Raw genomic sequence first — 14,519 nt, 5'->3', positions numbered from 1 at the left:
CTGCTGGGCCATCGGGGGGCGCATCGATTATCTGATGCGCGTTTCATCTCCTCATCTCCTTCTATGGCTGCGTATCAGGATTTCATGGAGGAATTGCTGCAGGCAGGTTTGGGTATCGAGCAATACTACAGCCTTGTCGTGACGAAACCAGTGAAATCCAACTCACCGATTCCTCTGTCCACCCTGAGGCAACGGTAAACTCCCGAAGCCTTGGTTCCACGGCGATTGGCGGCGATTCCGTGAATTCGTCGGCTAAAAGTGTGCATTCCCGCGAAACCCGAGACATGTTTGCCACTATGCTGGTTTCCACGGGCGGCTGACCGAGTGTTCCCAGCCGAGGAATAGCGAGGAGAGGGACGACGCGTTTGAGCAATCTGGGAATCGAGCAACTGCGGGAGAAGGATCGAAGCTTCGTCTTTCATCCGTCTACACTTCGCCAAGCATAGCCGTGGCGAGACGGATCCTGAACCGCCCACCAATTTTTTCAGAGGTTTAGGGCACCTCGTGTTTGTAAGGTTTGTGCCATCACATTCATGTCACAAGGGTCGCATGCATACAAAGCAAGCACTCCAATAGTGAAATCAATGGATGTGGCAACAGAACCAAAAATGGGGGTAGACCCCAAGTGGCCATGAAGCCCAGGAGACGATCGCCGCCAGGCTGGCAAAAGCTACCCATGCCTTGTTAGCCGATGCGGCAGATCTTCTCGAAGTTGACGTCAACGAGCGCAGTTTGAGCCACCATTTGGCAGGTCAGCGGCCAAGACCAGCCCGAGGCGAACCGAAGCCGCGGTGGCGGATGCGATCGTGGCACTGCGCGGACAGCGCCTGACCGGCAAGCACATCGCTATGCAAACCGGCGTGTCGGAGGCGACGGTGAGCCGGGTAGTGGCACGCGCCGGCCTGTTGCGGCTGAAAGACGTGCCACCGGTCGAGCCGGTGCGCCGCTATCAGCGCGAGCATCCCGGCGAGCTCATCCATCTCGATATCAAGAAGCTCGGCCGGATCGGCTCTGTGGGACACGTAATAAGCGATGGCAGCTTCGAGGAAGGCGATAGCGCTCTCCTTGCGCGGATGCGCAACCAGACCTTCTTCTCGCTGGCCGAGGCCAATGCCGCCATTCGCCGGGCACTCGATCGCATCAATGATCACGTCATGCGCCGGCTGGGCGTTAGTCGCCGGCAACTGTTGAGAGTGTCGAGCGCCCGGCTTTGGCCAGTCTTCCACTGGAGGATTACGAGTTTGCCGAATGGCGTTTGGCCCGCATCTTGACGATTACAAACGTCGAGTTCAAGACTTTCTTTTATTCGGTGCCGCACAGCCTCTTCGCCAGCAGGTCGATCTGAGAACAACGGCGCGCACCATCGAGATCTTCCACCGCGGCAAGCGCGTCGCGGTGCGGTCCTCGCCATGGAACCGATCCGGATCACATGCCCAGCTCCCACCGGCGCTATGCCGAGTGCACGCCAGATCGCTTCCGTCGCTGGGCCGCATCCGTCGGCCCCGAGACGGAAGGCTTGATTGTCGCAATCCTCGCCAGCCGCCCACATCCTGAACAAAGCCTTTCGAACATGCCTGGGTGTCCTTCGCCTGTTTCGCGATATCACACGCGATAGCGCCGAAGCCGTGTCAGCCCGCGCTGTCGAGATCGGTGGGCTGAACTGCAAGAGCATCGCCTCGCTTATTGCACTTATTGCCAATCACAAGGCCGCAAGGCCTTCCACCGAACCGACCGCCATCGTCGATCACGCCAATCTGCGTGGCCATGATTACTTCCCTTGAGACACACCATTGCTCATCCATCCGACCATCGACATGCTGCGCGAACTCGGCCTTCATGGTATGGCCACCGCCTGCCAGGAACTCGACGCACAATCCGAAGCACGCAGCCTCGAGCATAGCGAATGGCTTGCCATGCTGCTCGAGCGCGAAGCTACCATGCGCCGACAGAAGCGTTTCGAAGCCCGCGCCAGGGCTGCAAAACTTCGCCATGACGCACAGATCGAGAATGCCGACTTTCCTGCCGCACGGCGCCGATCGGCGGCCGCTGCTGAAAAGCAGGCCGCGGCGGCTCGATGCGTGTTCGGCCTAGTGGACGCCGTCATTTCCGAAATATCGCGCGTGAGCGATACGCAGGATGCGATTGATAAGGCTCGAGTAGCCGTGTCCAGCAGCGATCGCGGCAAGGACCCATGAGGAGTGCATACTGAGCCCCGGCATTGAGTTGATCTCCAGGACAAAGGGATGGCCGGAGCGGTCGATCCGGACGTCGAGCCGGGCGTAGTCCCGGCACTGGCAAGCACGAAAGGTCGCAACCGAAATTTCCCCTAGCAAGGTCGCAAGGCTACTCTCGATTTTGGCCGGGCAAATCGTCGGCAGCTTTTCAGCCGGCAGGTACTTCCCCGCCCACGTCAAAAGACCACTTTCGCGTTCGCCGAAGTCAACTTCCGCCAAAGGCAACACCTCGGGTTCTCCGTTTCCCAGCAGCGCAACATGGATTTCGCGCCCATCGATGTATTCTTCTACGAGCGCATCCTGTCCATATTGCGTGACAATCATTTCCACTGCCTGCCTCAGCTGAGCGGGCTCATGTACAAGCTGCAAACCGAAGCTGTTATCTTCGCGACGCGGCTTCACTACCACCGGGAATCGCAGGTCGCCGGTGCTCTCGGTGCCGAGGCGCATGACGCAAAACTTCGGCGTCGGCACGCCGCAACTGCGCATGAGCCTCTTGCTGATCACCTTATCGTCCGTTAGCCCATGCCCGAGTGGGCCCGACCCGGTGTATGGAACGCCCGCCATCTCGAGCATTGCCGGGACGTGAGTGAAGCGGTATTCGCCCTGAATACCCTCTGCCAAATTGAAAACGATCCCTGAGGGGCGGGCTTGCAGATCGGGTGGCATGAACCGCTCGAGCGTATTGAGCAGTCCTTTGTCGCCTTCGCACAACAGTGTCTCGTGACCGCCCTCTTTCACTGCCGCCACCACTCTTTCGTAGTATCCATTAGAGGGCCAAGGGTGTGGAGACCCTGGATAAGGCTGTCCGAAGTGGTTGATAACGCCTACAAATTCGCTATTCCGCACGATGGCTACCCGCATTGAGGTACTCCTTTGATATTACCGTCTGTTATTGGCTCGAGCGGAACAGTCCGTCTGCGTCCGCGCCCGCTACACGGAGTCCGCAGCAATCGGCGTGCCAACAGTGATGTGGCATGGTTGACGGTGTTTATCGCGTGCTATCCGGCACTTCTTGAGCCTAGCGTCCGCCGTTGGCGCCGACCAGACAGCCTGGAGGTCTGTGCCGAGCGCCGTGATGCCCGTTGCCAACACAGGTAATGGCCTCGGTGCCGCGGCATCATGCGCGGCGGTCTTGTTCTCGCTCACTGACACGGATGAGTGCCTGGTTCCAACGCGCATCCACTTCCGCCGCAACCAGCCGGTTCCTGGGATCGGCCGCATCATGTCGCCGGAAAGCCCGGTCGGCGACGTACCGGGCAGCCTCAAGATCCCGACTGAGGGAGTCTCGGACCTGGTCACGACGATTGGCAGCTTGCGCCTCGGCTGCGCCAGCGGCAGCAGTCGCTCCCGGCTCCACGACACAGGGGAGCGCTTCCTCAATCGCATCATCGACGCGCATGCGCGATCGGCAACAAGCCACCGATGTCGCTTATCAAAGCTCATCGGCGGCCGTTCCGCCCTGAGCCATCACCCCCGGAAATGCCGACCCTGAGCGATCCAAAGATGGGGAGCACGTCAGGGAGCACCTCAACGAAAAAAAGGGCTAACTTATAAACGGGAGAGTGAACGGAAGAGCACGTCAGCTCGATCCCACCTCCCGGCATATGTGGACGCCTCTCTTCGCAAGATGCCGAGCCGCAATTTGATGGTATCGGTTGCGCGCATATGTTAGGCCTATCGTCGCGCCCATAAAATAAAACGCTGGCCAAAATGGGATCCGCGATGAGTCTGTTTCGGGACCATCTGACTCTGTCGAACATCACCAACAATCTATTCGAAGGCTTGTGGCTGTAAAGCCTCAACAGTTTGTCCCGATCGGGACCAAGAAAACTGAGGTTTTTGATCTCAGTTGCCATGAGGGCGAAGCCAACGGGGCAATTCGGCCGTTCGTTCGTATGAGAAGTTCTAGGCCCGCGTGTTGGCCGATTCGAGTAGGCTCGTCTGAATGAAGCGCTCGGCTCGATTACCCATCTTACTTCTGGATGGTTATGATATCGATTTTATATTTGCCAATTCGTAACATGCCACTCAGTCTAGATGTTTAGTCCCGGCATTTGCTGGAGCGGATTAAATTTGAAGCGTTCGGGCTGTGCGGCCCAAACCTTACAGATGAACTCATAGGGTGTGAGGCCTTTGAGGGTCTTGAGCCTGCGGCCGAAATTGTAGGCCGAGATGAAGTCGGCAAGGTGCTGGCGGAGCTGGCCGTGGCTCTCATAGTAGAAGCGTCTGACGGTTGCATCCTTGATAGTCCTGTTCATCCTCTCGACCTGGCCGTTGGTCCACGGATGTCTTGCCTTGGTCGTCCGGTGCTCGACGTCGTTCGTGGCGCAAGCGTATTCGAACGCATGGGCCCAGAAGCGCTCGCCGCTTGCGATGGCCTCCTTGATCAATGGCACGGCCGAACCGCCGGCGCAGGGCGTCGTGAACTGGATACCGTTGTCGGTGAGCACGGTGTGGATCTTGTAGGGAACGGCCGCGATCAGACGCAGCAGAAAGTCTCTCGATACGGCGGTGGTGGCCTTCTCGTGCAGTTCGACGAAGGCGAACTTCGAGGTGCGGTCGATGGCGACGAACATGTGCAGCCTGCCTTGTTCGGTGCGCACCTCGGCGACGTCGATGTGGAAGTAGCCGATCCGATAGCTCTTGAACTTCTTCTTTGCCGGCTTGTCGCCTTCAACGTCCGGCAGGCGGCTGATGCCGTGGCGTTGAAGACAACGATGCAGTGACGAGCGCGTCAGATGCGGGATTGTCGGCTGTAAGGCATAGAGGCAGTCATCGAGCGGCAACAGAGTGTAGCGCCGGAAGGCAACGATGACAGCTTCCTCCTCGGGCGAGAGCACGGTCGACCTCGGCTCTCTCGGACCGGTCGGCAGATCGGCCACCGAGGTCCGCTCCCGCCATTTGGCGACGGTCTTCTGGTTAATCCCGTAGCGTTTGGCGAGGCCCCTCAGGCTCTCTTGACTATGCTGTATCGCTCGACGGACTGCCTCAGTCGTCGTGGCGCTCCCATGGAGAACCTGGCCCATAGCGCATCCCTTGATTCGGAAGACAAGGATGCCCCATCAAAGCCTGGGATCAAACATCTAGAGCACGTCCTATTTAATCCGGTTCATATCCCGCGGCTTTGAAGTAGTTGGCACATTCGGCTGGGGTGAAGAGGTCGACGACCGCGCCGACCGCGTCCCACAGAGCCTTGCTGGTTCTCTCGGCCTTTGCTCGCAGCAGCGCCTTGAGTTTGGCGAAGGCGTTCTCAATCCGATTGAAGTCGGGACTGTAGGGCGGCAGGTAGAGCAGGCTCGCGCCTGCGGCCTCAATCGCGTCGCGCACGCCGGCGGCCTTGTGGGCGGGCAGGTTGTCCACTCCGACAATGTCGGGACCAGCACCTGCTCGACATAGGCCAGGAACACGTTGCCGTTCATGGCGCCGTCGTAGACGAAGGGCGCAGTCATGCCCGTCAGCCGCAGCGCTCCGGTGAAGGTCGTGGTCTTCCAGTGATGGGGTTGTCTAATCGCGGTGGGGACGTCAAGTATCTTCGCGCTAGGAGATGCGTTGGCCGGGTACACGGTTGTCTTCGCGGTCGACATCGGTCGCTGCATGATGGAGATTCGCGGGACGAGCCTTCAATGTGGACCACGCACTTTGCTGAGACAGCGGTGCAACCCCATCAGCGGAATGGCTCGGCTCACGTCCCGGCAGGGACGTCTCAGGCGCTCAGATCCTGAACGCTATTCGCAAGATTTCATGCTGTGGCGCCTGCATTTCGATCAAAGAACTCACCGGTCTTGAGCATCGAATGCATTATCACCGCCAGTTTGCGCGCCACAGCCACGGCAGCTCGTTTGAAGCCAACCCTCTCCCGGAGCTTGAGGCCCCACGTGCGCAGGCTGCTGTCGATCGAGCTGCGTGTCAGGATGACCGCCGCAGCCTCATAGAGAAGTCCCCGCAAATGTCGATCGCCGCGTCGGGATATATGGCCGTCATAATCGACTTCTCCCGATTGGTAGCGGCGAGTTGTCAGGCCGATCCAAGCGGCAACAGAGCGGGACTTCTTGAAGTTGCCCGGATCTTCAATGGCAGTGGCGAAAGAGGTTGCGGTAATGGCGCCGATGCCGGGGATCGACATGAGTATGCGGCATGCTTGGCTTTGACGTGCATCTGCGACAAGCTGGCGCCCAAGCTCGGCGGCACGGATGCGGATGCTGCGCCAGGCTTCCAACATCGGTAGGACGACAGGAGCAAGCTCGCTCTGATCGATAAGAAGGCTCCGGACATTCTTTTCGAATGTAGTTCCCTTACCGGCGGGAACGAGCAAGCCGAACGTTTTCATGATCCCTCGGATCTGGTTGGAAAGCTCGACGGTGATCCGGACCAGCCGAGTGCGTGCTGCCACGAGCGTGCGGGTCAACATACTGTCGAAGCCTTTCACGCGCACCTCGCGAAAGAATCCTGCTTCAGCAAGACGCGCCAAACCATCGGCGTCATTCGCATCCGTCTTGTTCGCCGCCATATCGAGAGCGGCTTTGGCATGGCGCGCATCGATGCAGATGGCTGGCAATCCCTCGGCGCGCAGCGCATGATAGAACCAAACTGACAGCGGGCCGGTTTCCAACACGACGCGCTTTGCGGCCGGCGCCCGCTTGCGGACAAGCTCGGCAATGATCCTGGGATCAGATGCGCACTTCCCGCGCCAGATCCGTTCGCTTTCACGTCGGATCGACACTGCCGTCTCTTTCATCGACACGTCGAGACCGATATGTTCTTCCATGGCTGTTCTCCGTTGATGCTGGGCCCGGCGTCCAGTCGTGAGCCCGTATTTCATCTTATCGGGGAACAGCCACCCTCCAAGGCTATGATCGGTTCAGGGCGCGTCGCTCCCGCGATTACCCCATGTGGACGCCCCCTCGACGGCATCGATGTGCCAGAATGGTGGTGTTTGACAGCCACCGTAAGAGAGGGAGCGTCCACAATGGAAGTTAACACGATCGGGTTGGACCTAGCGAAGAATGTGTTTCAGGCGCATGGAGCCGATGCGGCGGGCGCCATTGTTTTCCGGAAGCAACTGCGACGCGACAAGGTGCTTGCGTTTCTCGCTGGGCAGCCGGCCTGCTTGGTCGCCATGGAGGCCTGTTCTGGGGCGCATCACTGGGCGCGCGAGATCGGCGAGCTCGGGCACACCGTTCGTCTGATCCCGCCATCCTATGTGAAGCCTTTCGTGAAGCGGCAGAAGAACGACGCCGCCGATGCCGAGGCGATCTGCGAGGCCGCGCAGCGGCCGACCATGCGCTTTGTCGCCGTGAAGAGTGAGGAGGAGCAGGCGAGTGCGGCCGTATTCCGGGCTCGTGATCTGCTGGTGCGGCAGTGCACCCAGACGATCAACGCCTTGCGCGGCCATCTCGCAGAATATGGACTGGTCGTTGCCCAGGGCCCTTCTCACACCGCCAAGCTGATGGAAAAGGTAGAGGATCCTGAGGGCGATCTGCCAAAAGCAGCCCGCCTGGCCCTCGCCATGCTGGTCGATACGCTGAGATCGCTGGAGGAAAGGATCAAGCAGCTCGATGCCGAGATTGCACGGCGTGCCCGAGAGGATGAAGACATGCGGCGGTTGGGAACAATCCCCGGCGTTGGTCTGATAACGGCAACGGCTCTGGTTGCACTGGGGCCTTGCGCCGCAATCTTCCGAAAGGGGCGCGACTTCGCCGCTTGGCTGCTCCTGACGCCGCTGCAACGCTCAACCGGCGGTAAACAGAAGCTCGGTGCAACATCGAAGATGGGCGAGCGTACTTTGCGGCGCCTGCTTATCATCGGAGCGAGCGCTGTCGTGCGTCATGCTCGTCGGCGAGGCATTCGTGAAGGATCGTGGCTTGGGCGCATGCTCGCCCGCAAGCCGCCCATGCTTGTGGTCGTCGCTCTTGCCAACAAGATGGCCCGCATCGTCTGGGCGCTCATGGCAAGAGGTGGGACCTACAGGGCTCCGGCCGTGGCAGCATAGCAGCTCGGTCTGAGGTCGTCGCAGGTGTAGGAAGGTCACACGGAGAGGTATGGCGCGACAGTCGATGAGAGACGGATCGGAAAAACCAGTTCAGCACAGAGCGCTTCGAGCGCGCGGTAGTGATATGGATCCGATCGGCGAACTCCCATACGGGCCGGCGGCAAATGGAAGGCCGCATCAGAGGCCGGACAGATGTCAGCACCCGACTACGCGCCGCTATACTGCCTTTCGAAGATTCTTCTTGCGCTCACGGGGGCGTCCACAGATGTGCTGAGAGTTCTGCCAATTCGCTCAGAGGGAGGCGGTCATGGCAGGCTGGTGATACTCAACGTCACCGATTCCGTGGAAGGAACGCCACCATGACCAAGACTGAAGTAAGACCGCCAGCGCTGCCGTCAAAGACATTTTGCTTTTGGACCCGGATGGGCTGCACGGAGTGATCCGTGCGGTGGTGCAGGAGGTTCTCGAGGCGGAGAAGGATGAGGCGCTGGGCGCTTCGAAGGGCGAGCGGACGCCGGAGCGGCTGGGCTATCGCTCGGGCTATTACGGCCGCACCTTTGTCATTGTCGCATTGCCTCACGGAGATTGTTACCGAGCGGCTTCGTTGCCTCACCTAAAATGTTACCCGTGAAGTCGCATTCCGGCATGATGCCTTCGCCATGAGGGAGGGATCATGAAGATGAAGATGACGCATTCCATGCGCATGGAACTCGCCAATGCAGTCCGGGATCGCTATGCGACCGCAGCGAATAAGGACAAAAGCAGGATCTTAGAGGAGTTCATCGCGGCGACAGGGTATCACGAGAAATCCGCAATCCGTGTCCTGAACAGCGCGTCGAAGCCGAAGCATCGGCAGACTCGTCAACGGCCTTCGATCTATGATGAGGCCGCTCGAGGAGCCTTGATCGTGCTGTGGGAGGCGTCTGATCGAGTTTGCGGCAAGCGCCTGAAGGCCTTGCTGCCCATTCTCCTGCCTGCGTTGGAACGCAATGGACATTTGAAGCTCGAGGAGGAGATCCGCCACAAGATCCTGTCGATGAGCGCCGCCACGATCGACCGCTTGCTCCGGATGCCGAGGCGCACGGGCCGGACGAAAAAGCCGAGAGTTGTGCCGGAGCCGCGGCGGCGTATCAAAATGCGCACCTTTGCTGACTGGAATGAGCCGCTTCCCGGCAGCATGGAAATGGACCTGGTGGCTCATTGCGGGGAGGTCAACCGCGGCAGCTACGTTCATAGCCTGGTTCTGACCGATATCGCTAGCGGATGGACGGAGGCCGCGCCCATCGTGGTGCGAGAAGGCACACTCGTGGTCGAGACCCTTGAGCGTATCCGCCTGGGGTTGCCCTTTGCTCTGAAGGCTCTGGACGTGGACAACGGCACCGAGTTCATCAACAACAGGCTGATCGAATATTGTCTTGGTCACGGCATCGAACTCACCCGCTCACGGCCTTACCGCAAGAACGACCAGGCGTGGATAGAGCAGAAAAACGGCGCCGTCATTCGCAAGCTCTTAGGCTATCGGCGCTTCGAAGGCCTGGCAGCGGCCAGAGCGATCACGCGTCTCTACGGAGCATCCAGGCTATTCGTGAACTTCTTCCAGCCCTCGTTCAAGCTGGCCGCCAAGCAGCGCGACGGCGCAAAAGTGGCTAAGCGCTATCATCCGCCGCAGACGCCCTGCGAGCGGCTGTTGCAGGCCGAGGGCATTCCGATGGCCGCCAAGACCAAGCTGACTGAGATCGCCACCGGGCTCGATCCGTTGAAACTTCTCGAGGAAATGCGTGCTGTGCAGGCTCACCTGGCAGCATTGGCTGACGGCGAGATACCGCCCCCGGCGACATCCGAGCCGCCGAACCTGGCGGCATTCGTGGCAAGCCTATCAAGCGCGTGGCACGCCGGCGAGATCCGTCCGACATTCTCCATCGAAGCCAAACCGCTTTACCTGCGAAGCCTCCAAAAGGTCATTGCGAGTCCGTCCGCCGCCCCCAAGATGGCGACCCCACCCGCGACCGCAGCACCGTCCACGAAGACATCGGAGAAGCCAAGGCCGGTCTACGCCGAACCTGGCCAAGGTCGCATCCAGGCGCTCCGCATGGCGTGGCCGATCGCGTGTCGCCGATTGGAGGAATTCCCCAACATCAACGCCATGCAGCTCTTCGAAGAGTTGTGCGTCCAGTTTCCAGGTCGATTTACCCGCAAGCAATACAAAACCTTCGCCCGACGGGTCGGTGTCTGGCGCCAGGCGGCTCGCGCGCGCGGCGTTGTCATCGGGCCTAAAACGTATCGCCTGCTCAGCGACAAACCACGCGGCCGACGTCCTGATGTCTTCAAGGACGATTGGGAGGAGTTGGCACAGTGCCTTGAGGAACGCCCGGATCAGACCGCACTCGAACTGCTCGTGGAGTTCCAGGCCCGGTACCCGGGACGATACAGCTTGCGACAGCTTTACACGTTGCAGAAGCGGGTAAGGGCGTGGCGACAACAAGCCGTGCAGCAGCTCATCGGCGGGCCCAGCAGCCCAGCGCCGTACGCCGCTCCGGACCCCTCATGCCGGGCAAGCGGGTAACATTCTCGATGAGGCAACCGGTAACAAAATTACGTGAGGCAACACGTTGTCAATGCCGCTCGAATTTTCCCCAAAAGTGCCGAAGTAAAATTCCCCAGTTTCGCCGCTCAGGCTGTCGCGGAAGGGTGTCCATTTTTCGGCGGCTGGCCGCGCGGCCGGAGCCTCGAGCCCGCGCTCAATGTATTTGCGCACCGTCTTGCGATCGATCCCGCTCTCCCTGGCGATCGCCGACACCGACAGGCCCTGTCGATGCAAATCCAGTATCATCATCATCTCCCCGATCTTGATCACCGAAATCCCTCTCCCGACCATCAGGAGAAGCATCAACGATTACGCGCCGCCGGTCTCCCGGAGCGCGCTCCGGAAGACCGGCGGCAGCGCTATACTGGGGAAGATTCAAACGGCACTTCTGGGGAGTATTGAGCCGGCATCGACAGTCATGCGGGTGGGCAAGCTTGAGCTGCGGGTTCCGCAGGACCGGGCCGGCCGCTTTTACACCGAGCTGTTCGAGCGCTACCAGCGCTCCGAGCGGGCCTTGGTTGCCACGCTTGCGGAGATGTATGTGCAAGAGGCGTCGACCAGGAAGGTCAGGGCGATCACCGAAAGCTTTGTGGTCATGCCTTCTCGGCCTCGTCGATTTCGGCCATCAACAAACGCCTGAACGAGAGCCTGAAGGCGTTTGCCGAGCGCCCGCTTCACGAGCCCTTCCCCTACCTCATCGCTCGATGCCTGTTACGAGAAGGTGCGCGAGGCCGGCATCGTCACGGGCCAGGCGGTGCTGATCGCGGTCGGCATCGACTGGGACGACTGGCGCCAGATCCTGGCCGTGGGGATGGCCAATCGCGAGAGCTGCTCGGCCTGGAAGGACTTCCTCGTGGCGCTCAAGGCGCGCGGCCTCAAGGGCGTCGAGCTGGTCGTCTCCGACGATCATGCCGGCCTGGTCGCGGCGATCGGCGAGGTGGCAGCGCTGCTACGTAGGGCTGGGTACGGTACATCGCCCGGCAATCTGCCCTTTATTATCATCTTTGTGATAATATATTTACAAACTTTTGCGCGAAGACTCCCCCAAAAGGTTTAGATCACGTCGGCGGTTCGGCAATCCGGAGCGTTCTGTGTTGTCTAGCTCTAGCAAGGCATGCGAAGTTCGATGCGAGATTTTCCAAGAAGAGGTCCTAGGCAGGGGAAGCCTCCACCGCTTATGAAGTTGAAGGTTGGGCATATCTGGGACGTTGAAGGTGCCAGTCTTTAACATAGCGCAGGCGACTGACAAGGCGGTCTACGACAGATCGGAGGGCGTTGCCGTGGTTGTAACCTCGGGTACGCAGAGCGGTATACTACGCGCGGCTTTTGAGGTCGTGCTGAATGGCGGTGCGCGCCCATGGTACCTGGCGTTTGCGAGTCGATTGTGGCTGCTTGCCCCCGGGCGACGACGCAACTCTTGCCCGAGTGTTTCGTGTCAGGCGCTCATATCAAACTGCGCAAGGGATCGTAATCCCGATGACAGCTGCAGGGCATCCAAGGCTTCTGCGAGCGGCGCGGGGCGGACGAAGCTGACCGCTGCCGCCAACTATGCGAGAATGTCCGCGTTACGCTGCTTCGTCTCCCGGCTCTGTGTCCACGGTCGTGAGGCGCGCGATCCGTGTTCGAGTTGGCGGTGGGCGTGCGAGAGTTGGAGCGGCCGCAAAAGCGATCCGTCTGTTGGAGGTCCCAGAAGCCAGGCACCGATCGCTATTAATAATAGGACAGAAAACAATGCTCCAGTGCCATTCGCAACAGGTACAGATCAACCTCGATAATCTCGCCTGGAACTTCAACGAGTTCCGAGCTCTTTGCCCTGGGGCGGGAGTTGCGGCTGTAGTTAAGGCGGATGCCTATGGAGCAGGACTCGCGGCCGTCACTCGCCGATTGGCATCAGAGGGCTGCGCAAGCTTTTTCGTGGCGCATCTCCAAGAAGGGGCTCAGCTCCGCGAGCAAAATGATGGCGGTGAGATATACGTCCTAAATGGACTCCTTCCTGGTACTGAGTCCGCCCACAAGACGCTCAATCTTAAGCCGGTACTCACTTCGGAGTCCCAGGTTCGGCTTTGGATCGACTTCTGCGAACGCGAAAGCTGGACTGGCGGAGCCGCCCTGCATGTCGACACCGGGATCAATCGACTCGGGTTCCACATGGAGGAGTTGGGTACTCTGACACATATGATCGAAGGTCGCCTACACTATTTCGACCTGATCATGAGCCACTTGGCCTGTGCCGACGATCCTTCCGACCCTCGCAACAGAGAGCAGGTTGATACCTTTTGGCAGGTCCGAAAGGAGTTCGGATCGCTCCGGCGGGCCTCGCTAGCCGGCTCAGCAGGGTGCTTCCTCGGTCGCAGGGCCCATTTTGAGATGGTTCGTCCTGGTATAGGTCTCTACGGCGGTAATCCGTTCGTAAGCCGCAGCAACCCGTTTCGACAAGTTGTCTCTATGCATGCGCGGCTCCTCCAGGTGAAGAGACTTCGTCACGGAGATTACGTTGGGTATGGAAGGGCTCACAGGCTAGAGAGGGACAGCCTTATCGGAGTCATTTCTTTGGGCTATGTGGACGGCTATCCGCGCTACACACGTCCTGCGGCTAATCGGGATCGGATTCGGGTCTATTATAAAGGCCGAGCGGCTGGCGTCATAGGCCGGGTTTCCATGGACACCTCGATTATTGATCTTAGTGCGGCGGCAGATTTAAAGCCATCGCTCGGCGATTTGGTCGAGGTCTGTGGGCCATCGCAATCGGTTGATGAGCTCGCCAAATCAATAGGTTGCATACCTAACGAATTCATGACGGCGCTTGGCTCAAGATCGGTTCGATCGTACATCGGGGGTAGGGATCTCTCGGGGTTGCACAGTTAGCCGGCCGCCTGGCAGAACACTTTGATTCAATTTAGGATTTTTGCTCGAGTATAGCATTTCACTTTGCCGAGAATCGTGGCTTGAGCGGCGATTTCCGGCAAATTGTAGCGTGCCCGTACGCGTGATTCGACTGTTGTGGCGAAGCTGCGAGGGAGCGAGCGATGCGGCCGAAGGAACGGCACGAAAGCGGACAGACCGACCTGTTGCGATCCCGGCTCGACCAGATCCTCAACATGGATCATGCGCTGGTGAAAACTGGCCCGGTCGATCGATTGGCGCATGGCTGCCGACAGCATCGCACGCAACATCGGCGTTTGAGTCTTCCCGGCTGCGCGATCCGGCCAGACTCTCGCGCCGGATCTGGGCTGCAAGGGTAACGCAAGCGGCATTTTCTGGTTCAACTCCTCGACGAGCCAGACAAGACAGCCTTCAAGTCTCTCTCGATGACAAACGCTCATTGTAAACACTGCATCGACCTGCCGTCCTTACGATGGACCCTCAGGGTGCTGTCTAGGGGTGCCAATCGGGTCAAGCACCGGAGATACCAAAAACATACGCCATTCATTTTCGAGGAGGCCCGCCACCAACGGCGAATCACTCCTTTCCAAATGCGTCATCGCCCGGTTGGGGGCAGGGGCAATACCCAACTCTTCCAAAGCGTTCTGCTTGATTCGTTCGCAGTTCCCCTGATTTCGACACCTCGCAGTGAAGCTTGCAGGCCGAGGACGAATGACCGAATGACCCCCACTCTATTCGTTCGCTTCAATTAATGATAGAATTGGTTGGCACTAATTGCGCTGTCGACCACGGCTTGAGAGCAAAAGGTCATGAAGTCGAAACCCGA

The 14,519-nt window shown here is 59.4% G+C and carries 9 protein-coding genes and 6 pseudogenes; 8 read left to right on the top strand and 7 right to left on the bottom strand.

Features of this window, described 5'->3' with window-relative positions:
• Nucleotides 1-198: pseudogene (locus NKH63_RS30590) on the top strand (hypothetical protein); the annotation flags it as partial.
• 572 nt (nt 199-770) lie between these two features.
• Nucleotides 771-1,031, top strand: a pseudogene (locus tag NKH63_RS30585) (IS481 family transposase); the annotation flags it as partial.
• A 597-nt stretch (nt 1,032-1,628) separates the two neighbouring features.
• Here the strand turns inward: NKH63_RS30585 and NKH63_RS30580 are convergent.
• Nucleotides 1,629-1,766, bottom strand: coding sequence for a hypothetical protein (locus NKH63_RS30580; RefSeq protein WP_352920312.1), 138 nt, complete (start codon nt 1,764-1,766; stop codon nt 1,629-1,631).
• A gap of 24 nt (nt 1,767-1,790) precedes the next feature.
• Between NKH63_RS30580 and NKH63_RS30575 the strand changes: the two are divergent.
• Nucleotides 1,791-2,030 (top strand): annotated as a pseudogene (locus NKH63_RS30575) (ATP-binding protein); the annotation flags it as partial.
• 57 nt (nt 2,031-2,087) lie between these two features.
• Here the strand turns inward: NKH63_RS30575 and NKH63_RS30570 are convergent.
• The 4 genes from NKH63_RS30570 to NKH63_RS30555 form a co-directional block, all read right to left on the bottom strand.
• Entirely contained in the window at nt 2,088-3,098 is a 1,011-nt protein-coding gene (locus tag NKH63_RS30570; protein WP_352920309.1) for a D-alanine--D-alanine ligase family protein, read from the bottom strand.
• Between the two features lie 1,172 nt (nt 3,099-4,270).
• Entirely contained in the window at nt 4,271-5,263 is a 993-nt protein-coding gene (locus NKH63_RS30565) for an IS481 family transposase (RefSeq protein WP_352920307.1), read from the bottom strand.
• A gap of 73 nt (nt 5,264-5,336) precedes the next feature.
• The gene (locus tag NKH63_RS30560) at nt 5,337-5,729 is read right to left on the bottom strand and encodes a transposase (protein ID WP_352920318.1); all 393 of its coding nucleotides are present in this window, start codon (nt 5,727-5,729) and stop codon (nt 5,337-5,339) included.
• A 247-nt stretch (nt 5,730-5,976) separates the two neighbouring features.
• Nucleotides 5,977-7,002 carry an IS110 family RNA-guided transposase gene (locus NKH63_RS30555; protein ID WP_352920303.1) on the bottom strand — a complete coding sequence of 342 codons (1,026 nt, stop codon included), beginning with the start codon at nt 7,000-7,002 and terminating at the stop codon, nt 5,977-5,979.
• Nucleotides 7,003-7,203: 201 nt separating this feature from the next.
• Here NKH63_RS30555 and NKH63_RS30550 point away from each other — a divergent pair, with 201 nt between their 5' ends.
• From NKH63_RS30550 to NKH63_RS30540, 3 genes and pseudogenes are all read left to right on the top strand, one after another.
• Nucleotides 7,204-8,226: an IS110 family RNA-guided transposase gene (locus NKH63_RS30550; protein ID WP_352920315.1), complete on the top strand. Its 1,023-nt coding sequence runs from the start codon at nt 7,204-7,206 to the stop codon at nt 8,224-8,226.
• Between the two features lie 359 nt (nt 8,227-8,585).
• A pseudogene (locus NKH63_RS30545) lies at nt 8,586-8,788 on the top strand (transposase); the annotation flags it as partial.
• A gap of 111 nt (nt 8,789-8,899) precedes the next feature.
• The gene (locus tag NKH63_RS30540) at nt 8,900-10,789 is read left to right on the top strand and encodes a DDE-type integrase/transposase/recombinase (protein WP_352920300.1); all 1,890 of its coding nucleotides are present in this window, start codon (nt 8,900-8,902) and stop codon (nt 10,787-10,789) included.
• Between the two features lie 108 nt (nt 10,790-10,897).
• Here the strand turns inward: NKH63_RS30540 and NKH63_RS30535 are convergent.
• A pseudogene (locus NKH63_RS30535) lies at nt 10,898-11,101 on the bottom strand (helix-turn-helix domain-containing protein); the annotation flags it as partial.
• A gap of 124 nt (nt 11,102-11,225) precedes the next feature.
• Here NKH63_RS30535 and NKH63_RS30530 point away from each other — a divergent pair.
• Nucleotides 11,226-11,750: pseudogene (locus NKH63_RS30530) on the top strand (IS256 family transposase); the annotation flags it as partial.
• Between the two features lie 608 nt (nt 11,751-12,358).
• Nucleotides 12,359-13,675, top strand: a complete 1,317-nt coding sequence (alr, locus tag NKH63_RS30525) for an alanine racemase (RefSeq protein ID WP_352920297.1) — start codon at nt 12,359-12,361, stop codon at nt 13,673-13,675.
• Between the two features lie 26 nt (nt 13,676-13,701).
• Here alr and NKH63_RS30520 read toward each other — a convergent pair whose 3' ends face one another.
• The gene (locus tag NKH63_RS30520; RefSeq protein WP_352920320.1) at nt 13,702-14,133 is read right to left on the bottom strand and encodes a hypothetical protein; all 432 of its coding nucleotides are present in this window, start codon (nt 14,131-14,133) and stop codon (nt 13,702-13,704) included.
• Between the last annotated feature and the right edge of the window lie 386 nt (nt 14,134-14,519).

Source organism: Mesorhizobium sp. M0960, assembly GCF_040319055.1.
Lineage (GTDB): Bacteria > Pseudomonadota > Alphaproteobacteria > Rhizobiales > Rhizobiaceae > Mesorhizobium.
The sequence above is the reverse complement of the archived record's forward strand: the minus strand, read 5'-3'. Positions and strand labels throughout refer to the sequence as shown.